Raw genomic sequence first — 24,056 nt, forward strand, 5'->3', positions numbered from 1 at the left:
ATATTTGTGAAGGCAGAAAGTTCAAAATATACAATTCTTGTTCCTGTTAAATACCCCGTTGGCGGTATTAGAACTTATATTAAGTACACTTTTATAAAATTCGATAAATATAAATATGAATTTATTCTGGCTTCGCAAGATTGTAAAAGAGCTGAAGATTTGAAGGAAGAGTTTGGTGATATCAATTTTAAAGTAATAAGTTCAAGTTCAAAAAATGATTTTTTTGCTCTCGCAAAAACTGTTCTAAAGGCTTTGATTTTCCAAAAAATAGATTTAATACACAGTCAAGGATATACGGCAGGATTAATAACTTGCATTATTAATCTTTTTTTTCAGAAACCACATATCATAACCTTGCATCATGTTTTTAGAGCAGGTCAATTATCTGATTCTTTTTGGGAGACATTCCCTAGATTGAAGAGAAAATTAATAGAACTTATTTTAAAAAGAGCATCCTTAATTCAAGCTGTTAGCGAAGATGCGAGGATAAACCTTCTTCAGAATTTCCCAGGATTAAGTAAGCTAGGTGCAAGAATTGTTGCCAACTCAAATGGTATAGATATTGATGGATTTATTAAATCCACCGAAATTAAAGAAAAGATTCAGCTTCCTGGTAATATCTTTTTGTTGGGATTCCTTGGTCGATTTATGCCCGAAAAAGGCTTTCCATATATTATTGATATCGTAGAGGAATTAATAAAAAAGCATCAATTTACAGAATTTCGAGTAGTCTCTATAGGTACCTTTGGTGGATTTTTTAGAGAGTACAAAAAAATAATCGAACAACGAGAATTAACACAGTATTTTATTTTTCCAGGATTTGTAAAAAATACTTACAATGCATTATCAAAAATTCATATCTTACTTATTCCGTCACTTGGTGAGGCTTGTCCCTTGGTGCCCATGGAAGCTTTAATAGCTGGCACGCCTGTGATTGGTTTTTCATGTATTGGCCTGCGTGAGGTTCTTGCTGGTACACCCGGAATTTTGGTTCCTGTTAAGGATGTTGATGGAATGGTTAAAGAAATACTTAATATCAAATCAAACTTTCAGCAAATGAAAACAGAATTTATAGATTTTATCCCGGTTGCAAAAGCAAGATTTGACGTAACCAACACTGCCATTAGACTAGAACAACTTTATAAGCAATTGTTGTAAACCAAATTGCGTGCTTTCAGAAGGAAATTGTATGGATTTATATAAACCAATTTTTGAAAAATTATTCAAGCCCTCTTTGTTAAAATACAAAGGGGAAAATTATCTTCCTTATCTAAAGGTTCTAAAAACTTTACATTCCAAAAGCTACGGCGAAATACGAAGCTACCAATTAAAAAAAGTTAAAGAAATTGTTTATGAAGCTTATCATCATGTTCCTTTTTATCGAAAGGAATGGGACCAAATTGGGCTTAAACCTGAAGATATTCAAACACTTGAAGATATTAAAAATATACCCATTCTATCCAAGGCAAAATTGCGCGCGCAAACTTCAGACTTTGTATCTGAAAAAGCAAAACTACAGGATTTAATAGTCAGCGGCACTGGAGGAACGACTGATTCACCCATTAAGTTAATATATGATAGAGAACGTCTTTTATTTAAAAATGCCGAAATGGATTTTTTCCGGAAATGGTGGGGATGGGACTTTGGTGATAAGGTCGCTTACCTTTGGGGCGCGCCTCAAGATATACCTAATATAAGTAGTACAAAGTGGAAAATAATAAATCTGTTTTTTGGACGGAAATTGTTTTTATTTTCATCACTTATGGATGAAAAAATCATGTCTGAATATGTTACAAAAATTAATCAATTCAAACCAGGAATTCTACAAGCATATACCAATCCTGCTTATGTCCTTGCTCAGTTCATCCTCAAAACTAATATAAAAGTTCATCGGGCCAAATCTGTTGTACTAACAGCTGAGGCTTGCCATGATTATCAAAGAAAGACTATCGAAAAAGCTTTCGGAGCTCCCGTATATACATTTTATGGTTGTCGCGAAGCTGGGTATGCTGGAATAGAATGTAGCCATCATGATGGATATCATCTAAATTGTTCCAGCCTATACACTGAAATCGTTCGAGATAACCAAGATGTTAATTCTGGAGAGATGGGAAATATTATTTTTACAGATTTATTGAATAAAGAAATGCCATTTATCCGATACCAAATTGGTGATATCGGAATTCCTGAAGAAAATGCTTGCTCTTGTGGGTCCCCACTTCCAAAAATGAAGTTTTTTGCTGGAAGAGAAACAGATGTTTTTCTGACGCCAGACGGCAAATATATTCCAGGTGTTTCTCTCTGCGATCGCGTCATTGAAGATTGCCAGGGAATTCAAGCATTACAATTTATCCAGAATGAAATTGATAGAATCTCTGTGAAAATTGTAAAAGGAGAAAATTTCTCTGAAGAAGATATCCTTGAATTGGATAAAAAATTATTTAGCTATTTCGGAGATCAGTTAAAGATTGAAAAAAATTTCGTTGAAGAAATTCCCAAAGAAAAATCGGGGAAAACTCGTTTTTGCATATGCAACCTTCCTAAAAGAAGTTAAATGAAAAAATGAATGAAAAAATATTTATATCTTCTGTTGGGGATATTTCATTCATGGGGGAATTGGCAGACCGGCCATCTACTGTCCCATTTAGGGACATTATTTCCCTTTGGGCTAATGCTGATCTGGTTGTCGGAAATCTAGAATGCCCCCTCTTAAGTGAGGAGCTTGGGCAGAAAGTTGAAGGGAAATGTACACTTAGGGGGCATCCTGGTTGGGCTGATGTTTTGAAAAAATGTGGCTTCGGGGTTGTTTCTCTAGCTAATAATCATATGATGGACTATGGGGTGGAAGGTCTTTTTTCCACTATGGAGGCTTTGGATAGGGCGGGGATTTATTACGCAGGAGCTGGGGAAGATATTGAGACTGCAAATTCTCCTTTGATAATTAATCTACAAGGGAAAAAAATCGCTTTTCTCGCACGCACTGTTGTTGAAGTTTCCTCGCCATCTTACGCAGAATTCAATAAACCTGGGGTAGCCTATTTTCGAGAGGATGAAATCATTCCACGTGTACTGGAATGTTCAAAAACGTGCGATATTGTAATTCTTTCATTACATTGGGGAATTGAACATTATTCTTATCCATCACCTCAGCAACGCGTTTTAGCCAAAAAATTGGTTTCAGCCGGTGTGGACATTGTTCTTGGTCACCATCCACACGTATTACAGGGTGAAGAAAAGTTGGATTCTGCAATTGTTTCATATAGTTCAGGAAACTTTTTATTCGATGATGTTCCTTGGAGTTATTTTGGAGAAGATGGGCAGAAAAGAACAGCAAAACTATTATTGACCGAAGAAAATCGAAAAGGAATGATTTTAGAGATTTACATTTCAAAGAATAAAGAAATAAAAAGTAAACGGAAATTTTGCTCAATAAAAGAAAAAAATCGAATTGTTCATGATAGTTCCTATAGCAGAGAAATGAGCTATTTAGACTTGTCTAAGCGATTGGGTTATCCCAACTACAAATTTTTTTGGAAAATTTATTCTTTTAAACGTGAGTGGGACTTGCGTATTAAAACTATTATTGATTTTAAAAATTTTCATTTAAAATTAAAAAAATTGCGGTTTCATCATGTTCGTCATCTTCTTTATAAAATTAAAAAATCTATTGAGGTTGCGATGGGGAAAACAACAAACCCATATGAATGAGTTTAAAGATTTATAAAAAAAATCGATAAGGTTGGTAAAAAAGGCAAAGATTATGAAAAAAATATGGATCACATGGGAAAGGCAACGTCGAAACCGCGAGCTGAGTAAAGCATTAAATGTTGAATTATTTGAATTGTATGAAATTGATAATATCAAAAACTACTTTTTAAAGTATTACACTGGAATTTATAAAACAATAAAAATTTTATTAAAAGAAAAGCCACAGATTGTTTTTTGTCAAAACCCCTCCCTTGTACTGGCTTTTTTTATGACCATGACAAAAAAAATTTTCAAAACAAGGGTTTGTGTCGATGCGCATAATGCAGGATTATTTCCAGCAGAAGGAAAATCGCGATTTCTTTTGCTTCTAGCCCGCATCGTGCAAAAATGCGCTGATATTACCATTGTAACAAATAAAAATCTTCAGGTTTTTGTTGAGAAAAACGGGGGGAGAGGCGTTGTTCTACCTGACCGAATCCCAACTTTCTTTAATACCAGAACCCTTCAATTGAAAGGTCGCCTAAATTTGCTGTTTATTTGTACCTTTTCTTCTGATGAGCCTTATCAGGCTGTATTTGATGCTGCTGCGGAGCTTCCAGAGGATTTTATAATTTATGTGACGGGAAACTATAGGAAGAAGCATATAGAGCCTAAAAATCTTCCTCCTAACGTAATTTTGACAGGCTTCGTTCCAGAAAAAGAGTTTCTGGATCTTTTGAATTCAGTCGATGCTACAATCGATCTGACTACCAGAGAGAACTGCCTTGTTTGCGGTGCATATGAAACAGTTGCTGTGGAAAAAATATTGATTATTTCTGATACTGCTGCGCTTCGTGAGTATTTTCAGAGGGGAGCCGTATATGTTGATAATACAGCCAGTGGCATTCGGAGAGGCATCGAAATTGTGAACAGCAAAAGGAAGATTCTGCAGAAGGAGGTAGTGGAGTTAAAATCCTTTTTGAATGCTGATTGGGATAATAAACGTGCGGTTCTTGAAACGACTATTAAGTCATGGTCGGCTGGGGGTTGAGAAATGCAACCTGTTCATGTGATGCATATCAGGGACGGCCGCGGAATTTTTGGCGCTGAAAGGGTAATACTTGCTCTACTTAAAAATTATGACAGAAAGGAATTTAAAATCTCGCTCTTGTGTATGAAACGAGGCGACGGTGCCAGTAATTCCTTGATTGAAGAGGCCAGAAATCTAGGAGTATCGGTTTTTACAGTCGATATTAAAGGAAAGCTGGACCTTTCGGGTATACTGAAAATTCGACGATTGTTCCAAAGTGAGAAGGTATCCATTTTTCATTCCCATGACTTTAAGTCGGATTTTTATGGATGGTTGGCTTCACAAGGATTGAAAGTCCAACGTATTGCAACGGCCCATGGTTCAACCAGGGATTCCCTGAGGAAAAAATTTTATTTGCTCTTTAATGAGAAGGTTATTTGGAGACAATTTCATAAGATAATAACTGTATCGAAAGAGTTGGAAGCAGACCTTTTGGATGCAGGGTTATCCAAAAAACAGGTTGTTACTGTACGAAACGGTCTTGATTTTTCTACATTGGAGTGTAGGTTAGACCGCATTATGGGCTCGCCTATTCCCCCCCAATGCAAGGGGCGAAAGGTATTTGCAGTTATAGGTCGCCTTTATCCAGACAAGGGGCATATTATTTTTCTTGATGCATTTGCGAAAGTCATAGGGACTGGAAAGGATATTTGCGCCCTAGTGGTCGGGGATGGTCCTTTTCGCACCCATATTGAGGCTCATGTAAACCGTTTGGGGTTGAACCAGGTGATTCACATGTTAGGTGTCCGTTCCGATATGGGAAGGCTGTATAAGGATATTGATTGCCTCGTCATACCGTCTCTACGTGAAGGTCTGCCCTATGTTTTGTTGGAAGCCATGGCTATGGAGGTAAATGTCATTGCAACCAAAGTCGGGGAAATCCCATCGATAATTGAAGATGGGGTTAATGGCCTGCTTGTTTCTCCTGGGGATGCGACGGGACTTGCAAAGTCCATTGAGAGCTACCTTGAAAAGAATGAATTTCATTCCAATTGGAAGGCCTTGGGGAAAGAAAAGATTCTTAGGGAATTTTCAGCAGAAAGTATGACTCGGAATATCGAAAGTATTTATAGACACTCTTCTTTATAACTGAGCTCAAAATACTTTCAGACCTTGTTTTGCATAAATCAAAAATTTTTTTGGGTGGTTTCGTCATTTTATGAAAAATGAAAAGGGGAAAAAAATAAATATTCTGTTCATAATTGATTTCATAGCTTCCAAATATGGAATGGTAGGTGGGGCTGAAAGACAATTGATAGATAGAATTCGGTACATTGATAAAAGCCGATTTAATCCGGTTTTATGTTGTTTACAAAAGAGATTTCATAATGAAATTTTTGATAAGATTTTATGTAAAAACGAGATAATCCATTTTTATTCTTTTAAGTCTTTAAAGCTACCTTATAAAATATTTTTACTTTGGAAATTAATCGTAAAAAACAAGATTGACATTGTTGAAACAACCTTTTTTGATTCAATTTTTTTAGGAGTAATTACAGCTAGGCTCGCTAAAGTTCCTTACGTTATCTCCTGCAGAAGGGATATGGGATTTTGGTATGATAAAAAATTGCTTTTTTTTCTTAAAATTCTCAATCGAATTACCGATAGGATTTTAGTTAATTCAGAAAGTATAAAAGAAATTACAAAAGGAGCAGAAAAAATTACTCCCTGTAAGATTGATGTTATTAAAAATGGAATTGATATAGAAAAATTCACCTTGGTTGAAGCTAGTGATTTTGTCCGTGAATTTTCACAGATTGATGTAGGGAACAAAATTGTTGGCATTGTGGCGAACTTCAATAGAAAGGTAAAACGTGTAGATCTTTTCATAAAGGCACTATCTGAAGTTCTAAAAACAGGATACGATTGTAAATTTGTGATTATTGGAGATGGAAAGTTAAAAAAAGAACTTGTTACCCTCTCAGAAACTTTAGGGGTTGCAGACCATTTGGTTTGGGTCGGTCGCAAGGATAATCCTATTTCATACATCAAAAGTTTTAACGTAGGTGTTATTTGCTCTGACTCCGAAGGGTTTTGCAATGCCTTATTAGAGTATATGGCTGCTGGAATCCCAATAGTAGCTACGAATGTTGGCGGGAACCCAGAATTGATCGAGGAAGGGAAGAACGGTTTTTTGGTTCCACCCGATGATCATCATGCTTTGGCTGAGGCAATTTTAAAGCTATTAAATGATGAGAATTTAGCGGATAAAATGGGATGTGCAGGAGCGCGTCTTGTGAATGAAAAATATGATTGGAATATAAAGATAAAAGAATATGAAAAATATTACCAAAGATTAGTTGGAGATTATTGCATAGACGAACATACAGGATTATCAGGAAGCGAATAATTGAAGTAGTTGTGGACATGATGCAGTAGGTTAGGAGCTATTGCCAGCTAAGTCTGTTTATCTTGGTCGGACCTCGCGGGGTTTGGGCTTAAACCTGGAGGAAATGTTTTTCTTGAGTCGGCTTGAGATATTACTTCGTGTTGAGGATCCAGGGAGCACGACGTTATTTAGAAGCCTAAGGGTTACCTGGGTACCCGGGTTCTGGACAACATCCGATCCAAAATTTGGGAAAGAGTCCGCAACCCTTAAAGTTTTGTAGCCGGCTTTCGTCCACTAGATGCAGAAAGGCTGCGTATAGGTGGCTACGGTGTTGGAGGCGAACTGAAAAAAGTTTTCTTTCCCTTCAATATGGGTTTTCAGGGCAATTCCAGTTCTTGAGGAACGATCTCTGCGTTCCCCCAAGCCGTCTGCTGCATCTTGAATAAGAGATATGTGGATTAGGGGGAAATCCTTAATGGCAGGTCTTGGCAAACTATAGTCGATCGGTTGCTTCATCTCAGGTCCACCTTGCTTATCAAAGGCGAGGGCTGTTGGCTCAAGAAAAAGGGAAAAATTAATCCCTGGAGGGAGAAGGCAGCTCGGTCGCCTTTCAGGGAGACAAGCGAGCATGAACTGACTGCCGACCAATAGCGTACATTTGTACTTCTTTAAATGTTGCTAAAGAAGTCTGGTGTTGACCGAAAATGTTTGTGATGGCCTTTTTACCAACCCTTTTTAGGTAAAAATCCAAAAATTACGTGTAATTAAAATTTACTTTCAATAGTAATATTTTTGAAAAAAGCTTCTTATGACATTTGATTGATTTTGACAAAAAATTATCACCATTTAAATTTCAGGGAAAAATTCATGAATTTGGTTAGGCTTGGAATAATCGGATGTGGAGCGGCTGCTTTGCGGTATTATGTACCTGCTATCAAACGATACCCGGAGTTGATTAATAATTTGTGCTTGGTTGACAAAGACTTGGAGCAAGCAAAACAACTAGCTAACAAAATAGGAGGAGGAAGAATTTTTGACAACTATGAAGCGTTGATAGGCAACGTCGATGGGGTCATAATTGCTTTACCACACAAGTTTCACTTTCCAGTTGGTATGCATTTTCTAAAGTCTGGTATCCATGTTCTTTGTGAGAAGCCTTTGGCTGAGACCTTGGAACAAGCCGAAATGATGTGTACTGCGGCAGAGGTAAACAAAGTTCACCTTTGTGTTAATAACACCAGGAGGATGTTTCCAGCCTTCCAAGCAATTAAAAAAATAATTGATAGCAATATTATTGGGGATTTAGAAAGTATAAATTATATAGAAGGTAATTCTTTCGCATGGCCTAGCAATACCGGATTTTATGTAGATCCTAGTGTAACTGATAAGGGTATTGTTATGGATCTTGGCCCACACGTTTTAGACACTATCTGCTGGTGGTTAGAAGGTGGAAAAACTAAAATTAATTCATGTTACGATGATTCTTTTGGAGGACCAGAATCTGTAACACATATAAATGCTAAAAATAAGAACTGTGACATTGATATAAAACTTAACCGTTTAATGGAACTGGAAAATCAATATACTATTATTGGGAAAAAAGGAGTTATTAAAGGAAAAATTTTCGATTGGTTTAAATTCTCTATAGAAATGTATAATGGTAAAAAAGAAATTCATATAAAAAAAACGAAAGCTAAAATTTATCCTGATTTTGTAAAACCAATTATTAATAATTTTATTGAAACAATTCAAGGAAAGGAAAAACCACTTATATCAGGTAAAGATGTTTTAGGGTCGATTAATATGATTCAGGAATTTTATCGACTCCGAAAACAATTTTGTCTTCCCTGGTATCAAAAACTTGATTTACCTCCTATGCCTAAAGAAGAAAAAATTTTAATAACAGGCGCAACTGGCTTTATTGGTTGTCGAATTGTTGAAATTCTTCATATGAACGGATATTCCAATATTCGCGCTGGAATCCGACAATGGTCCACTGCCGCACGACTTGGTCGATTCCCAGTTGATATTGTTTTAATGGATTTGTTGCGAAAGGAAGACATCTATACAGCTCTTACCGATGTAAAATATATCATACATTGTGCCAAAGGAACTGATGGTGCAACTGATTTGGGGACAAGGAATTTATTGGAAATAGCTTTCGAAAATAAAATAAAACATTTTGTTCATTTAAGTACAACTGAAGTATATGGTGGTTCGGAAGGAGAGATCGACGAAAATACTCCTTTGAAATATACAGGTAATGAATATAACAGGGCTAAAATTGACGCCGAAAAAGCTTGCTGGGAGTTTTTCGAAAAAGGTCTGCCAGTTACAATCCTTAGACCTTCAATAGTATATGGTATTTTTAGTAGCAACTGGACAGTCCGTTTCGTAAAAATGATGCTTGAAGGAAAATTTGGGGTCTATGATAAACATGGTGAAGGTTACAGTAATCTCATATATGTTGATGATCTTGCACGAGCCATTTTTTCCATTTTGTATAAAAATCAAACATTTGGACAGGCGTATAATATTGTAGGCCCAGAATTATTAACCTGGAATGAATATTTTTATAAACTTAATCGTTGTCTTGGTTTACCTCCTTTAAAAAATTTACCAGCTTCTTATGTTTCTTTTAAAACCTCAGCATTGTATCCGTTAAGGATTGCAGGTAAAATTATTAAAAAGCATTTTATGGCTCCTGTTAAAATATTGGCTTCTAATAATAGATATGCAGATAAATTACTACGCAAAACGGAAGAAACCTTAAAAAATACTCCAGCATCCGAAGAACTTTCATTGTACAGTAGAAAATCTATTTTTATTAATAAAAAATTTCAATCTTTGGATAATAAATTTGAAATGAACTCTTTGGACACTTCCTTGAAAATTATTTATGACTGGTTAGACCATCAAGGAGTTATTTAAGACATTTTTTGGAGTCTATATGGCTGGGATAATTTTTTCATACGGTAAAAATGTTAAAGATATTCATAAAATTCTCCACGAAGATCATCTTTATAGAAAAAACTTTTTACATTCCAGCTTCACTGAATTAAATAGCAATTTTTGTATTTCAAAATTTGGGAGAAATAACGAAAAAGATCAGAATTATTTTATTTCAGATGTTTATAATATTATCTGTCTCGGAACAGTTATTTATAAAGATTTTTTAGGAACGTCAGCAATAAAAAAAATTGCTGAAGAATTAAACAAAAAAACAATTGTGGAAATTACTAGATATTTGGATGGACATTACCTGATTTTTTTAATTGATAAAAAAAATAATTGCATTAGTATTATTACAGATCATGCTGGAATGTTTCATGCATACGTATATAGGGAGAAAGAGCGAATTTATGTTTCAACCTCTTCTTATATTTTAGGGAAAAATTTCAAAACAACATTCAATTATGAAGCTATTGGACAATTTCTTAGATGCGATACAATATATGATCTTGATACAATTTATAATGAAATAGAATTGTTGGAGCCAGCAACTATATTCACTTATCAACTTGGAAATGAAATAAAAGAGGAAAAACACAAGTATTGGAATGTTCCAAGTAATATTGAAGATAAAATGACAATCGAAGAAGCTGTTGAGTTGTGGGCAGAAACTCTTCTTGAAACTGGAAAAATTATTGGAGCAAATGGAGTTATCTGTGATTTAACAGGTGGATATGATTCCCGTTTAATTCTAGCTTCTTTATTGCCGTATGTTGAAAGTAAAAATACATCTTTTACTACATTTTGTTTCGGTCCCCTGTTTTCTCCCGATGTAGTGGCAGCAAGAAATATTTGTAAAAATCTTCAAGTTGACAATCTTTGGTTAGATTTCCCTCCAAATTGGAATCGCCAATTTTGCGAATATATAAATTACGCTCTTTCTATAACAGACGGAGATGAAAATATATTTAATTACGCTCCAATTTTGTATGCAAATAAACAAAAAAAAGAAAAGTACTCTCTGTCTGTTAATGGGATGGGCGGTTGTTTTGTCAAAAGTCACAGCTGGGCACAGGAATTGTCTATTTCAAAAAAACCGGCAAACATAAAAAGGTTTGTTAATTTTAAAAATTTGCAGTATGAGTACGACAATTCTGTTCATTCAATTGTTTTTCAGAATATTATCAAAGACCTTCCAAATTTATTGAGCGAGAAATTTAATAAGACAATATCTGAATTAGACATATACCAAACTTATAATACTTTGCAATTGGATACAATCAGATTATATCAAAAGGAGCGCCGATGGGGGGGGAGAACCATAAGCTCCTCCAACCAAATCATAAACGTTCTTGCACCCCTTTATTTTAAAAAAAGTTTGTCTGCTGGTTTTCTTATACCTCCGCATTTTAAAAAAAATGGTTTATTATTAAAAAGAGTTGCCACCAAAATCAATCCTGAATTAGCAGCTCAAAAAATGAGTTCAGGATTGCCTTGTGAAATAGCAAACTTTAAAAATTTCTATAAGTATTATCCGATTCTTCCTTTCTATGCGAAAAAAATTCTAAAAGTATTATTTCAACAATTTATTAAAAAAACTATTTTCCTTGATAAATCCTTGTCTTTGCATAAAGAAGAAGTGTTTCAAAGTTTTTACGATAGTCAACTTTTTCATGATATTGGTTCAATGGAGAGTTGGATTTCAGGAAGTCTTTATCAACTTGATAAGGCCAAAAATTTTCTAAATAATGCTAGTCGACCAGGGTTTAGATACTATCCACAGATAGAAAAAATGATTTCTCTTGAACTTAAGTTAAGAAGTGAGGGGAAAAAATTTTTGTGAGGATTTTTATATTTCTTTTTACTTCTCCGATCGGATAATGTGTCTCCTCCTCATTCGAATTAAACGCTGGATGACCTTAATTTTTAAGATATCATTATTCTACGGATTTAAATTGTAATTGTACTGTTGTAAGTTGATAGGATATATATGAATGCTCTTCGGTTTTAGAATGCGAAGTATCAGAATCATTGCGCTCAGGGCCTCCCAAGGACTTCAAAAATTGTGTGAAATTGCGGTTTCAGCGACGGTTCAATGATTTTTCAAGGGTGCGCAGGTAAAATATCCGTTGCTTTCGGTAAATCTAAGTGGTTATTTAACTGGGGATTCGAAATCCTCTGGATATGGATGAGTGGCATTTAATATCGAGGATGTTTTTTCAAAGTCTTCTCGGGAAAATGGGAATTTCGTATGCCATATCGAAAGTGATCCCTGGCAAAGTGTCTGGTTTCCCGGTTGAACGAAACGTAGAGGAATTATCTTTACAGGAAAGCGGGAATGCAAAATTCCGGCACGGGAATTGCTCTTCAAATTTTCGCCAACTATCGAAATATTCACAGTAGGGTGATTTTTAAAGAGGGCGAGGAGGATTAAAATGAAAAATCTGTTTTTCCTGATGGTTTTATCTGCTCTAATTATCAACGGATCTGTTACGCATGCAGCCAATCGTCTGCTCTATGAGAATTTTGACGACCAAGTCTTAGATAGTCGTTTAATTCCCAGAGTCTATGGGCTTTGGGGTGAGGAAGATGGGGTCAACCAAGGGGATGAATACACCTTAAACCAGGTTGGATACAACGGAAAAGGGTATTGTTTTACTTCCACCACAGAGGTCCCCAAGAACGAATGTTTTCTGGCATGGGAAAACCGTGCGGGATATACCCCCTTGCCGAGTCCCTGGCCAACCAATGAGTGGTATGTTTCTTTTTGGGTGCGTTACCCAACTTTTACAAAAACTGTTAATCATGAAAACATAAAACTTTTCTATCCTCGATGGGATGGAGGGGATAGTCACACTGCTTTTGATGATACTGGAGGAGGCGCGCTTTATCATTCTGAGAAGTCAGCAGGGGAGTATGTAACGAATAGCAACTGGATATCTGTTCCTGGTATTAACGATGGAAATTGGCATCGAGTTGAGTTCTATATGAACATGGAACGTGGCATCAGCAGGTTTTGGTACGATGGCGACCTGAAATGGGATAAAAATTGGGGACCTGGAACCTGGAGGACGCCTTTCTCAATGTACTATTTCACGTTTGGTTCAATTGATGCCTCTGGTGATAGTATTTTTAATCGACAATTTGATGAAATTGAGGTCTGGGACGGTATGCCAAATGCTGATGGAGTGACTGATCCGGATCCTACGCCAGCTCCTCCTGAACCTACGCCTGACCCGATTCTTCCTCCTGTCTTGCACAGCCCCATCACAAACAGCAATTAACACATGGGGCAGAAATAGTCGTTTAGCAACACTGTTGGCGGAAGCACCCCGAATCTAGGCCTTTATAAACCAAAATATTGCCCCGCCCCCTTTGCCAAACCTTGCAAAGGGGGCTTATTTTTTCATTCTATTTGGTCCTTTTCAATCGGATGCCACCGGGTTGATTTGTACCACGGTGGAAACCTTGTTAAGATGAAGGTCAGAATGTTGCTGATTGACGACTTAAAGATTGGGGTTGCGCAGGAGGGCCCTAAAAAGGTAAAAACTATAAATATTGTTTCGGCAGTTTTCAGGTTTTGGATCTTTCTCTAATGATCTAATCCTGACTGGCGCAGGCGTTGGCAGATAGCCAAAGCAAAGGTATTTTTCGATAGCAGGCCCACATGTCGTAAATTGTTGGTGCATATGAAGACTCAAGCTAAAATAACTGTTTTATTGCTTTTTTTACTACTCTTGGTTCCTTTGTTATCCTGCGGGGGAGGAGGTGGGTCCGGTAGCGGGGACACCCCCTCCCCGGATCCGCCACCCATTGTCATTTCTTCAGACTGGGAACATGAGCCGACCTATATTGAAACGGCAATGGACGCTGGAAACACCCACTACAATTCCGGTGGCCGGCGCCTCGTCCGGATCGACAACACGACCTTAGCACTTGTGGTCGATGGGGCCAATGACCACCTGTACCGAACCCAGGACAACGGGGCGAGTTGGACCGAGATCGACAGCGAAGCGGGTTTTTCCGGCTGTCTCCTTACCGGTCCGGGGAGCTACGTGTATCATTTCTCCCGCTTCGGTACCAGTGTGAGGATGGTAAAGTTTATTTACAATGCGACTACCATTCCTGCACCAATCAATATTTTCACTAATATGGGTCTAAGCAATCACGGCGCCTACACCATGCTCAACGGTACCGTTGATGCGGATGGAAACCTTTACGTGTTTATTCATTTTGATACGGGAACCGGCGGGGACACGATTTTTTTGCTTAAATCGGAGGACCACGGCTCCACGTGGAATCCTCCAGTAACCGTCAGAACGGGAAATGGTAACCATTCCTACGGGTACATGCACTCCGATGTGACACCTGAAGGCGACATTGTTCTGGCTTATTCGGAATGGGGGTCTCTGAGTTCCCAATTTGCGATCAGCTCTGATGGGGGCGATACCTGGTCACATACCGAAATCGCGTCGGGTTCCATCTACAATCCTTGTATTTTGCCCGTTGGTAACAATGAGATTTATGTGTTTGCACAGTCAGATCCGAATAATGGACTTGTTTTTAAGAAGTCCTCGGACTCGGGAGCAACTTGGCCTGCGACCTGGACTTCCATCCAGTCTAACCATACTGGTGGATATGCTGACCCTTCGGCCGCCTTGGGAAGTGACGGCACAATTTACGTAGCGTTTCGGGGTGCGGAAACACTTACTGCTCTCAGCGACGACTTGCGTGAATTTATGGCTCGGTCAGTAGACGGTGGCGCGTCCTGGGATTTTCCTGATAAACACCTTGCGGGAGGGCGCGTGGGCACCAGATCGAACTTGCGTTACCAGACCTGGTACAATTATGGGGGACCGCTGGAATGGACCTGGTTGGAGGAAAATGGCCTGAATACAAATATCTATCCGACCATGTACGACATCAATTCGGGCGTGAATATTTTTGATATTACAAATTTATAGTCAGGTTCAAGGATTATATAGTGATTTGAAAAACGCATCTTTAAGAAACTTTTTCGCATTGCCCTGCCGCTGGGAGTTGGCTTGCGGTTCAGTCGCGGGCTATGCACCGCTTCCTCTCTTTTGACGAATCGTTGCAGGCTCCTGCTGGTGACTCCAGCGGGTGACTTGCACGAGATCCGCCATCCCATCAACATCCATTCCACCATTATCAAGCACAAAAGGCCATAGTCATTTCCCCAGATGCCCAGCCGGTAAATGTCATTTTCCCTAAAAAAAGCGATTTTTTGAATTAATGATTTTAAATTTTGTCACCAATCTACGACAAAAGGAGTCTTGGCTTTAGCGGTTTATGCGTTAGACGCAGATTAAATTCTAAAATCTTTCCAAAAAAAAATCTATCGTTCAAACTGGGACACCTTCCTAAGCAAACGATATTCCTCAAAAAAAAGAAAAATTCCTGAAGTGCTTAATTTTTCGTCGAAAATCCCTTGGTATGCCTTTTGCTCAAAATTGCCGTGATCTGGTGCCGAAGGGTGGTATCCCGGTCAAAAACGTTTGCAAATCGGACATTTTCTGGATTTTTAACGGATGAAAACGGATCAGCTTGAAAAGAGGGGGTAGAAGGATGATCAAGTGGAAAAAAGGAAAACAACCATCAGCAGCACTTTGCTGTCTATTGGCAATTGCACTTTGGTCATTTTCTTTGTGTCAGGCGTCTGCAGCCACTTGGTTCCCGGCGCCGGTTCTACAATCCGCAAGGGTTGAAAATGGAAATTATGTGTTGAGTTGGAGCCAGCCAAGCAGTCCTATCGGGAACCCTGCAGGCGGTTACGATATTTTTATCGACGGAAAGGACACAAACACCACTTGGCGAACCACTGGAACCGGCCGTATCATCACCGGTCTCAACACCAAAGTCTCTCATCGCTTTCGGATTGAAGCGCGGTGGACTCAGGCAAGACGTGCAAGGTCATCCCTGTCGAACGAATTGACTGTTGCAGCACCATCCCTCTACCCGGCGCCGGTTCTTAATAGCGCCATTCTGCAAAACGGTAGTTATGTGCTGAGTTGGAGTCTGCCTGCAGGTACGGAAACTCCCTCCGGCGGTTTCGATATATTCATCGACGGGACGAATACCAACACTACCTGGCGAACCACCGGAACCAGCCGAACCATTACCGGTCTCGACACCAGGACAACTCATACCTTCCTAGTCGAGGCTAGGTGGATGCAGGCTGATCCAGACCAATATGCCAACTCCAATGCGATAGTCGTACAAGCGGCCGCCGGAGATACTACTGCACCGAAGGTTGCCATTACCAACCCGTCGGCCAATACTACCTTGACCGCCGCTCAGACATTGACCATCGTTGCATCAGCCAGTGATAACGTCGGTGTCAGAAAGGTCGATTTTTATGCCGACGGCATTTTCATTGGTACCGACAGCACCAGCCCTTTCTCAATTTCTCAGCCCGTTTCGGCGGCCGATAATGGAACTTACAGCCTTACCGCCATTGCATTTGATTCAGCCGGAAACATGGGAAGTTCTGCTGCAATAGCGGTAACGGTTAACATCAATGACCAAGAATATGCTGCACCGGTTCTAAATAGCGCCAAGCTCGAAAACGATAATTATGTGCTGAACTGGAGCTTGCCGACCGGTATGACAGAAACTCCGTCCGGCGGTTTCGATGTTATCATCGACGGTGTTGATACCAACACCACCTGGCGGACTACCGGTACCAGCCAGACCATCACCGGTCTTGACCCTAACGTTTCCCATACTTTCCTGGTAGAGGCAAGGTGGACGCAGGCTGAGCCCGACCAATACCTTCGCTCCAACCAACTCTCGGTTGCTGCAAAAGATTCTGTTCTGCCACCGCAAATTACTTTGAACTGGAATCCGAGCAATGATTCTCGGGTCATAGGCTACCGCTTGTATTACAAGGAGAGCTCCTCCGGTGACCCCAATTACCAAAAAACTCCCTTTAATAGTACGGGACTGTCCGAAGGAGATTCACCCATAGATGTCGGTTTAAACACCAGCTACACACTTAATCTCCCATACAAAACAACAGTTTTCTGCTTCGCCGCGACTGCTTACAGCTCCGATGGCCTCGAAAGTGAGTACAGCAACATCGTCTGTACGGGGAATTAGAAAGATGTTGAAATTCTTCTGGAATTCCCTCTGAAAACTTCGGAAGGACACCTTTTGTTACATCACTAAAACAGGGCCACCTCTCAAACGGGTGGCCCTGTTTTATTATTGACTTAAATTGCTGTTTTGCTAGATTCGGTCGAGGTAAAATCTGTGCAGGAGGTTTTCAGATTTTCCTCAGCAGGTTGAGTGACATGAGACTTTTTTTGACTCGGTTTTCCGTGAAAACACTACCCTCCACTACTCAAATCGTTGTCAGGGGAACGGCAGCGGAGCGGGGGTCGGAATCGTGATCGTATAGGAAGTTCATCTTTGCTCGACTGCGATTACGGCAACGACAAGGAAAGGGAACCTTTCGAGAAAGGTAAAAACGGTATTTCTTCATGTTCGAATTCTACCTTCCCCTAATTGCCATTCTTCTCTCACTGTCCCTGGTCATCTATCTTCTGCTCAGACAGCGGTCCGGGTTGGCGATTCTGGCCCTGGCCGGTGCGCTGCTGGCCTGTGCCTGCAGCGAACTTTTCGATTTGCTGGCCGTGACCCATCCCGAAGACCTGATTATATTTAAAAGAGGCGCTATAGTCGCCGAATCTTGGCAGCCGATCGGCTTTTTGCTTTTTGCTCTTTCCTTTGGCCGTGATCGTGCTTTTCAACGGCTCTCCTGGCCGTCGCGGTTGCTGCTGGCCTTAAGCTTGGCGTTCCCGGTCTTTGCCCTGGTGGCGCCAGCGTCGCGGTTTTTCTATTCACCCGACTTTGCCGAGGAGAAGATACTGTTTCTCGGCAATCTCGGGTTTGTCTTCTACATCGCATTGATGGGATACCTGGTCTCGGCGCTTTTTCATCTGGAGCGGACTCTCGTCGCTCTGCCCAGGGCCGAAAGGGTACAAATAAAACTTGAGGTGGTCGGCGTCGGGACGATTCTGGCGATGCTGGTCGTCTATTACAGCCAGGCTCTCTTATACCGCACCATTGACATGAATCTGTTTCCCGTGCGTTCCCTGCTGCTGTCAATTGGTGTCGTCATGATCGGCTGGTCACGGCTGCGGGGCGGTATAGTGGGCGGAGTGCGGGTTTCACGGGACATGGCGTCCCGATCCCTGGTTCTGCTTGCAGTCAGCATCTATCTGGTCGGGCTCGCCCTGGTCGGCGAGGGTATGAACTACATGGATGGAGCCATGCAACGTGCTCTGTTCGTATCGATCGCCGTGCTGCTCGGCCTGGCGGTGGTCCTGGTGATCCTCTCGGAAAAACTGCGGGGCAAGGTCAAGGTTTTTCTGCACAAGCATTTTTACCGGCAAAAATACGATTATCGCAAAGAGTGGCGCCGATTTACCAGACATCTGTCATCGGCCCGGACTGTAGAGAAACTCCAGGAGGGGATTCTCTCCTTCTATTCCGAAACATTTGCCTATGGGGCAGCTGCCCTTTATCTTCGGGACGATGAAGTGGGCTGCTACCGATTTGTTGCCGGCCACCAGATCAGTCCCCTTTTTCGGCAGTTTGAAAAAAACAGCTCCTTTATCGCCTTTTTGGCCGGCCGGGACTGGATATTCAATGTTGCTGACAACAACCCGCCTGATATTGCCGATGCTCTGGATTTTTGCCGGGAAAACGAGTTCAACCTGGCTGTGCCCCTGCTATTCGAGAAGAGTCTGGAAGGGATCATTTTCCTCGGCAGAACGCTCCATCCGTGGGAACGGCTCAGCTACGAGGATTTTGATCTCATGAAAATGCTGGCCTGGCAGGCGACCTCCACCTTGCTCAGTCTGAAGCTTTCGGCCCAGCTCAGTACAGCCCGTGAGATGGCGGCCATCGGCAAGGTATCGGCTTTTGTGGTGCATGACCTGAAAAATCTTGCATCCAATCTGTCCATGGTTGCCGATAACGCCCGTGAATATCTCGATGACCCCGAGTTCCAGCAGGATATGATTGAAACCCTTGAGGGAACCACCTCCCGGATGAAGGCTCTGATCGCCCGATTAAAAAACGTGACCGAGCAGAAGGCATTGAACCTGGTGGAAGCGGACCTCCTGCAAATTGCGATCGAGGGAGTTCGTCTGGCGGGCGGAGAACAGGTGACAGTTTCAGGCGAGCCCGTATCGGTTCTTCTGGACCTCAGGGAGATCGAGAAGGTGGTGCACAACCTGGTGCTCAACGGAATAGAGGCCGGTGGGGCCCCGATCAAGGTCGAGGTCGGGCGGGACGAGACGGCCTGGCTGCGGGTCAGCGACCACGGGTCCGGCATGACCGAGGAATTCATCCGGCAACGGCTGTTCCAGCCTTTCCAAACCACTAAACCCAAAGGCTTCGGCATCGGCCTCTACCAATGCAGAAACATCGTCGAAGCCCACGGCGGCCGTATTGAAGTAGAGAGCCGGGTGGGGGAGGGGACGACGTTTACGGTTTGGTTTGATAAGGTTGTGAGGAGGGAGGGGTGAGGAGTGAGGAGTTAAACCGCAAACGTAAGCATCATGATTTGCTGGTATGGCAGGAGGGAATGGCTTTGGTGCGTGAAATATATTGTGCCACTGCTGATTTTCCCGCACATGAAAATTATGGACTTACCAGCCAGATGAGACGGGCTGCCGTATCTGTCCCCAGCAATATCGCTGAAGGTGCGGGAAGGATAAGCACCACTGAGTTTCTACTGTTTTTGAGCATCGCTCGGGGATCCCTTTGCGAATTGGAAACACAAGTACTCCTAGCTTCGGATTTAAAATACTTTCAGAACAGCTCATCGCTCTTGGACAGAATGGAAAGAGTGTTCAGTCTGCTGGGTGGCTTGATGAAGTCTTTGGAAAAACGGAATAACCGTGAGGAGTGAGGTGTGGGGTGTGAGGTGTAACCCCTAACTCCTCACCCCTCACCCCTCACGCTTTCAAAAGGTACGAACACATGGAAAAACTTCTGATCGTCGACGATTCGCCTGAGATTCACCAGCAGCTTAAATGGGGCCTGAAGAAAGACTATCGTCTGCTCCTTGCGCGGGATGCCGGTGAAGCTTTGCGGCTGTTCAATGAACATCTGCCCGATGTGGTGACCCTTGATCTCGGATTGCCGCCGGATGCCGACGGGGCGACGGAAGGGTTGCGCTGCCTGCAGGAGCTTTTGTCGCAGAAGCCGGCGACCAAGGTGATCGTCCTGTCCGGAAACGAGGAGCGGGCCAATGCCCTTAAGGCGGTTGGCCTCGGGGCTTACGATTTCTACCGCAAGCCGATCGAATTGCCCGAACTCAAGATCATCCTGCAGCGAGCCTTTCACCTGGCGGCCTTGGAGGAGGAAAACCGCAATCTGGTGAAGACGGTTCGCGGTGAGGAACAGTGTCTATCGGGGATATTCGGCCAGTGCCCCCGGATGGAGCAAATTTTTACCACCATCCGCAAGGTCGCCTCGGTCGATGTACCGGTGTTGATTCTGGGGGAAAGCGGCACCGGGAAGGAGCTGGTGGCTCGGGCGATCCACGAGAACAGCCTGCGCAAGAACGGACCTTTCGTGCCGATCAACTGCGGGGCGATTCCGGAAAACCTGCTCGAATCGGAGCTGTTCGGCCACGAAAAGGGTGCTTTTACCGGAGCTCAGAGCCAGGTCAGGGGCAAGGTCGAGTATGCCGAGGGTGGAACTCTGTTCCTCGACGAGATCGGTGAAATGCCGCCCACCCTGCAGGTCAAGCTGCTTCGTTTCCTGCAGGAGAAGGTCATACAGCGGGTTGGCGGTCGGCAGGATCTCCCCCTCGATGTGCGGGTGGTGGCTGCCACCAACATCGATATCCAGCAGGCCATTGCCGATGGAGCTTTTCGGGAGGATCTCTATTACCGTATCGGCGTGATCAGCATCGATCTGCCGCCACTGCGGGAACGGGGCGAGGATATTTTTCTGCTGGCCCATCTCTTTCTGCGGCGTTTCGGCAGTGAGTTCAACCGAAAAGTGCGGGGGTTTTCTGCGCGGGCCATGGAGGCGCTGCGAGGCTACGCCTGGCCGGGCAATGTGCGGGAGTTGGAAAACAAGATCAAGCGGGCTGTGGTGCTGACCGACCAGGCTTTTCTCGAGCCCGGCGACCTGGGATTTGCGGAAGTCACTCCGGAAGAAGGAAGACCGGCGGGCAGTGCCATTGTCATTGAACCCGTCGGCATTTCCCATCTTGAGACTCTAAACCTAAAGGAGGCGCGCAACAGAGTGGAGAAAGAAATCCTGTTGCTGGCTCTGGAAAAAGAAGGTGGAAACATCGTGCGGGCCGCCGATGTGCTCGGGGTGAGTCGGCCGACAATTTACGACTTGTTGAAAAAGCATGGCTTGCAGGGGGATTCGGATTAAATCGACACTGAGAATAGGAGAGGATTTTTCACCTTAATCGTTGTCAGTGAAGCGGTAGCGAAACGGTTGTCGTTGTCGTAATCGTAATCGGAATTAGATATTGAAAGCCGATTACGACAACGACAACGACAACGAAAAAGACATCTTACTCACCTTCTCTTTCACTGCACCCTGAACGAACTGGTTTGGCTTTCGAATTCCTGTCCGTATTCGTCCACGGCCACCACTTTCCAGTAGTAGGTCCTTCCCGACTCGAGGTTGCCGGTTGTGTGCGAGCTTCCGGTAAGTTCAGGGACCACGACGGTGTTGTTCGTCGGCGACACAGAGGTTGTGGGGGTGGTATCCACTGCACCATCATCACCGCCGCCACCGCCACCACCGCCGCAGCCGACCATGGTCATTGCCAGAGTGCTGCAGAGGGCCAGACCGGCAAGACGTTTCCGTCCCGTGGACGAGAGCAATTGCTGCAGAGTCATGCCGATCATGCAGATGAGGATCGCCATCAGAATGCCCTGGGGCGGCAGCCCGGAACCGGGGTTGGGGCCACCAGCCACAACCGTGCTGCTCTCCCGCAGGGAGGGATCGGTTCCATAATAGACGGTGAACGTCAGGTTGAGTTCCGCCGGCGGGGAGGTCCATGTCAATCGAGCCGGGGAGGAGACAATGCTGTTGTTTGCAGGCGACAGCGGGGCGGGAATCCACTCGCTTGCCACCAAGTTGGAGAATTCGCTTTCGTTGCCCTGACTGTCATAGGCGGTGGTACGAAAGTAGTAGATGCTCCATTCCGAAAGACCTGTGAGGGTGAACGTGGTGGCGTTGCCGACATCGATGGGTGAGGACCCCTCAGCGGCGTCAGTGCCGGTCATTGGCAGGGTGGCGCTGTCGGCCTGGTAATAGAGCTTGTAGCCGACAACGCCGGAGCTGGGGCTGGGGTCCCATGAAAGGGTGATATCTTTCGCGAAGCCCTTCGAAGGGGCCAGGCAAAGGCCGATGATCATCGCAAAAAGTACCATGCTGAGAGCTTTAAGAAGTTTATTCATGAGATCCTCTCCTGAAGAACGTTTCACCGAATTGCACTCATGAATAGGCAAAAGCCGTGCCCATCTGTTGCCTTATTAATAAAAACGGCTCAAGCCCTGCGGCGGCCCGGGTTTTTGCGGTGCGGTGGTTACAGATAACCGGATCCGCTTCCAAAGAGGATATGGTTTTTGACCAAGACGGGTGACAATTTTGGTTGTGGAAAACAAAAGGCAACTTCGCCTGACCCGTCCGGCAGGAACAGATTCGATTTTTGACAAGTCATATTTTGGGTTTAGTATCATCCGTATTCCTGATAAGGTTCATTTCCCCGGGAGTACTGTTGTCTGGCGGCGACACCGGGCGTACCGTTTCGGCGTCCGGATCGAATGATTCCCTGTAAACACCAACAGGAGGTTCTCTTGAAAATCATCAATATTGTCGGTGCCCGTCCCAACTTCATGAAGATGGCTCCGATCATCGAGGCTCTCAACCGCCATCCGACGCAGTTTCAGCATCTGCTGGTGCATACGGGACAGCACTATGACGAGAGGATGAGCCAATCCTTTTTTGTCGACCTGGGGATGCCCCGGCCGGACATCAACCTGGAGGTCGGTTCCGGTTCCCATGCCGAGCAGACGGCAAGGATTATGATCGAATTCGAAAAGGTCTGCCTGCGGGAGAAGCCGGACCTGGTGATCGTGGTCGGCGACGTCAACTCGACGATGGCCTGCACCATTACCGCGAAAAAACTCGGAATTCGGGTGGCACACGTGGAGGCCGGCCTGCGGTCCAGGGATATGTCGATGCCCGAGGAGATCAACCGCCTCTGCACCGATGTCCTGTGTGATTACCTGTTTACCACCGACCGTTTTGCCGATGACAATCTGCTGGCCGAGGGTGTTTCCCCGGAAAAGTGTTTTTTTGTCGGGAACGTGATGATCGATACCCTGCTCAAGCACCAGGCAATGGCAGGACGGCTCGGGCTGACGGATAAACTTGGGTTGACGCCCGGAGGATATGCCACGCTGACTTTGCATCGGCCTTCCAACGTCGATGATCCGGGTATTCTATCCGGCATCCTCGAGGTGCTGAAGGATATTTCCAGGGAACTCCCTATCGTCTTCCCCATTCACCCGCGCACGCGGAAGATGGCCGAGCAGTTCGGCCTGACCCCTTTCTTCAATCAGGGGGACAAGGTCGAAGGGATCTGGATCACCGAACCACTCGGTTATCTCGAATTTCTCCATCTAAACATGAACGCCCGTCTGGTTCTCACTGACAGCGGCGGTTTGCAGGAGGAAACGACTGTACTCGGTGTGCCCTGCATCACCATGCGCAACAACACGGAACGCCCGATCACCTGCGAAGTGGGAACGAACTATCTGGTCGGAAACAATCCGGAAAAAATTCTCGAGGCGGCCCGCAGGATCCTGAACGGCGAAGCCCGCAAAGGGCAGGTGCCCGAGAAGTGGGATGGCAAAGCGGCGGAGAGGATTGTGGATGTTTTAAGGGGTGAGGTGTGAGGTGTGAGTCGGTGCTGGCGCA

General features: G+C 43.4%; 17 protein-coding genes. 15 read left to right on the forward strand and 2 right to left on the reverse strand.

Going from position 1 to position 24,056, the window contains the following annotated elements; all coding sequences use genetic code 11:
• The first annotated feature begins 6 nt into the window (after window positions 1–6).
• The 6 genes from R2940_10945 to R2940_10970 all read left to right on the forward strand — a co-directional run bounded on the left by R2940_10945 (window position 7) and on the right by R2940_10970 (window position 7,127).
• Complete coding sequence (locus R2940_10945; protein ID MEZ4600291.1) at window positions 7–1,158, forward strand: glycosyltransferase family 4 protein; 1,152 nt, start codon at window positions 7–9, stop codon at window positions 1,156–1,158.
• Window positions 1,159–1,189: 31 nt separating this feature from the next.
• On the forward strand, window positions 1,190–2,554 hold the full coding sequence (locus tag R2940_10950) for a hypothetical protein (GenBank protein ID MEZ4600292.1): 1,365 nt from the start codon (window positions 1,190–1,192) through the stop codon (window positions 2,552–2,554).
• Window positions 2,555–2,562: 8 nt separating this feature from the next.
• Window positions 2,563–3,708: a CapA family protein gene (locus R2940_10955; GenBank protein MEZ4600293.1), complete on the forward strand. Its 1,146-nt coding sequence runs from the start codon at window positions 2,563–2,565 to the stop codon at window positions 3,706–3,708.
• 52 nt (window positions 3,709–3,760) lie between these two features.
• A complete protein-coding gene (locus tag R2940_10960; protein ID MEZ4600294.1) occupies window positions 3,761–4,738 on the forward strand; it encodes a hypothetical protein in 978 nt (325 codons plus the stop codon).
• Between the two features lie 3 nt (window positions 4,739–4,741).
• Complete coding sequence (locus R2940_10965; GenBank protein ID MEZ4600295.1) at window positions 4,742–5,866, forward strand: glycosyltransferase; 1,125 nt, start codon at window positions 4,742–4,744, stop codon at window positions 5,864–5,866.
• Between the two features lie 70 nt (window positions 5,867–5,936).
• Window positions 5,937–7,127: a glycosyltransferase gene (locus R2940_10970; protein ID MEZ4600296.1), complete on the forward strand. Its 1,191-nt coding sequence runs from the start codon at window positions 5,937–5,939 to the stop codon at window positions 7,125–7,127.
• Window positions 7,128–7,400: 273 nt separating this feature from the next.
• On the opposite strand, the gene R2940_10975 is transcribed toward R2940_10970, so the two are convergent.
• Window positions 7,401–7,622: a hypothetical protein gene (locus tag R2940_10975; GenBank protein ID MEZ4600297.1), complete on the reverse strand. Its 222-nt coding sequence runs from the start codon at window positions 7,620–7,622 to the stop codon at window positions 7,401–7,403.
• 351 nt (window positions 7,623–7,973) lie between these two features.
• Here R2940_10975 and R2940_10980 point away from each other — a divergent pair, with 351 nt between their 5' ends.
• The 8 genes from R2940_10980 (at window position 7,974) to prsR (ending at window position 21,491) form a co-directional block, all read left to right on the forward strand.
• Window positions 7,974–10,037 (forward strand): NAD-dependent epimerase/dehydratase family protein, encoded by a 2,064-nt coding sequence (locus R2940_10980; protein ID MEZ4600298.1) that lies wholly within the window; start codon window positions 7,974–7,976, stop codon window positions 10,035–10,037.
• A gap of 19 nt (window positions 10,038–10,056) precedes the next feature.
• Window positions 10,057–11,901, forward strand: coding sequence for a hypothetical protein (locus R2940_10985; GenBank protein ID MEZ4600299.1), 1,845 nt, complete (start codon window positions 10,057–10,059; stop codon window positions 11,899–11,901).
• A 592-nt stretch (window positions 11,902–12,493) separates the two neighbouring features.
• Complete coding sequence (locus R2940_10990; GenBank protein ID MEZ4600300.1) at window positions 12,494–13,342, forward strand: hypothetical protein; 849 nt, start codon at window positions 12,494–12,496, stop codon at window positions 13,340–13,342.
• 405 nt (window positions 13,343–13,747) lie between these two features.
• A complete protein-coding gene (locus R2940_10995; protein ID MEZ4600301.1) occupies window positions 13,748–15,022 on the forward strand; it encodes a sialidase family protein in 1,275 nt (424 codons plus the stop codon).
• 625 nt (window positions 15,023–15,647) lie between these two features.
• Complete coding sequence (locus R2940_11000) at window positions 15,648–17,180, forward strand: Ig-like domain-containing protein (protein ID MEZ4600302.1); 1,533 nt, start codon at window positions 15,648–15,650, stop codon at window positions 17,178–17,180.
• A 383-nt stretch (window positions 17,181–17,563) separates the two neighbouring features.
• A complete protein-coding gene (gene prsK / locus R2940_11005; GenBank protein ID MEZ4600303.1) occupies window positions 17,564–19,618 on the forward strand; it encodes a PEP-CTERM system histidine kinase PrsK in 2,055 nt (684 codons plus the stop codon).
• Window positions 19,615–20,004, forward strand: a complete 390-nt coding sequence (locus R2940_11010; protein ID MEZ4600304.1) for a four helix bundle protein — start codon at window positions 19,615–19,617, stop codon at window positions 20,002–20,004. Before prsK ends, R2940_11010 begins: the two co-directional genes overlap by 4 nt.
• A gap of 71 nt (window positions 20,005–20,075) precedes the next feature.
• Window positions 20,076–21,491 (forward strand): PEP-CTERM-box response regulator transcription factor, encoded by a 1,416-nt coding sequence (prsR, locus tag R2940_11015; protein ID MEZ4600305.1) that lies wholly within the window; start codon window positions 20,076–20,078, stop codon window positions 21,489–21,491.
• A 161-nt stretch (window positions 21,492–21,652) separates the two neighbouring features.
• Here the strand turns inward: prsR and R2940_11020 are convergent, their stop codons facing one another.
• Complete coding sequence (locus R2940_11020) at window positions 21,653–22,531, reverse strand: fibronectin type III domain-containing protein (protein MEZ4600306.1); 879 nt, start codon at window positions 22,529–22,531, stop codon at window positions 21,653–21,655.
• Between the two features lie 399 nt (window positions 22,532–22,930).
• Between R2940_11020 and wecB the strand changes: the two genes are divergently transcribed.
• Window positions 22,931–24,034 carry a UDP-N-acetylglucosamine 2-epimerase (non-hydrolyzing) gene (gene wecB / locus R2940_11025; protein MEZ4600307.1) on the forward strand — a complete coding sequence of 368 codons (1,104 nt, stop codon included), beginning with the start codon at window positions 22,931–22,933 and terminating at the stop codon, window positions 24,032–24,034.
• Window positions 24,035–24,056: the final 22 nt, after the last annotated feature.

It is taken from the genome of Syntrophotaleaceae bacterium, assembly GCA_041390365.1.
Taxonomy (GTDB): Bacteria; Desulfobacterota; Desulfuromonadia; order Desulfuromonadales; family Syntrophotaleaceae; genus JAWKQB01.

Bases quoted from the DNA above. Each gene is read 5' to 3' on its own strand.
- R2940_10950 (MEZ4600292.1), top strand. From the start codon at position 1,190: ATGGATTTATATAAACCAATTTTTGAAAAATTATTCAAGCCCTCTTTG.
- prsK (MEZ4600303.1), top strand. From the start codon at position 17,564: ATGTTCGAATTCTACCTTCCCCTAATTGCCATTCTTCTCTCACTGTCC.
- R2940_11020 (MEZ4600306.1), bottom strand. From the start codon at position 22,531: ATGAATAAACTTCTTAAAGCTCTCAGCATGGTACTTTTTGCGATGATC.
- R2940_10985 (MEZ4600299.1), top strand. From the start codon at position 10,057: ATGGCTGGGATAATTTTTTCATACGGTAAAAATGTTAAAGATATTCAT.
- prsR (MEZ4600305.1), top strand. From the start codon at position 20,076: ATGGAAAAACTTCTGATCGTCGACGATTCGCCTGAGATTCACCAGCAG.
- R2940_10975 (MEZ4600297.1), bottom strand. From the start codon at position 7,622: ATGAAGCAACCGATCGACTATAGTTTGCCAAGACCTGCCATTAAGGAT.
- R2940_10990 (MEZ4600300.1), top strand. From the start codon at position 12,494: ATGAAAAATCTGTTTTTCCTGATGGTTTTATCTGCTCTAATTATCAAC.
- R2940_10955 (MEZ4600293.1), top strand. From the start codon at position 2,563: ATGAATGAAAAAATATTTATATCTTCTGTTGGGGATATTTCATTCATG.
- R2940_10980 (MEZ4600298.1), top strand. From the start codon at position 7,974: ATGAATTTGGTTAGGCTTGGAATAATCGGATGTGGAGCGGCTGCTTTG.
- R2940_10965 (MEZ4600295.1), top strand. From the start codon at position 4,742: ATGCAACCTGTTCATGTGATGCATATCAGGGACGGCCGCGGAATTTTT.
- R2940_11000 (MEZ4600302.1), top strand. From the start codon at position 15,648: ATGATCAAGTGGAAAAAAGGAAAACAACCATCAGCAGCACTTTGCTGT.
- R2940_10960 (MEZ4600294.1), top strand. From the start codon at position 3,761: ATGAAAAAAATATGGATCACATGGGAAAGGCAACGTCGAAACCGCGAG.
- R2940_10995 (MEZ4600301.1), top strand. From the start codon at position 13,748: ATGAAGACTCAAGCTAAAATAACTGTTTTATTGCTTTTTTTACTACTC.
- R2940_10970 (MEZ4600296.1), top strand. From the start codon at position 5,937: ATGAAAAATGAAAAGGGGAAAAAAATAAATATTCTGTTCATAATTGAT.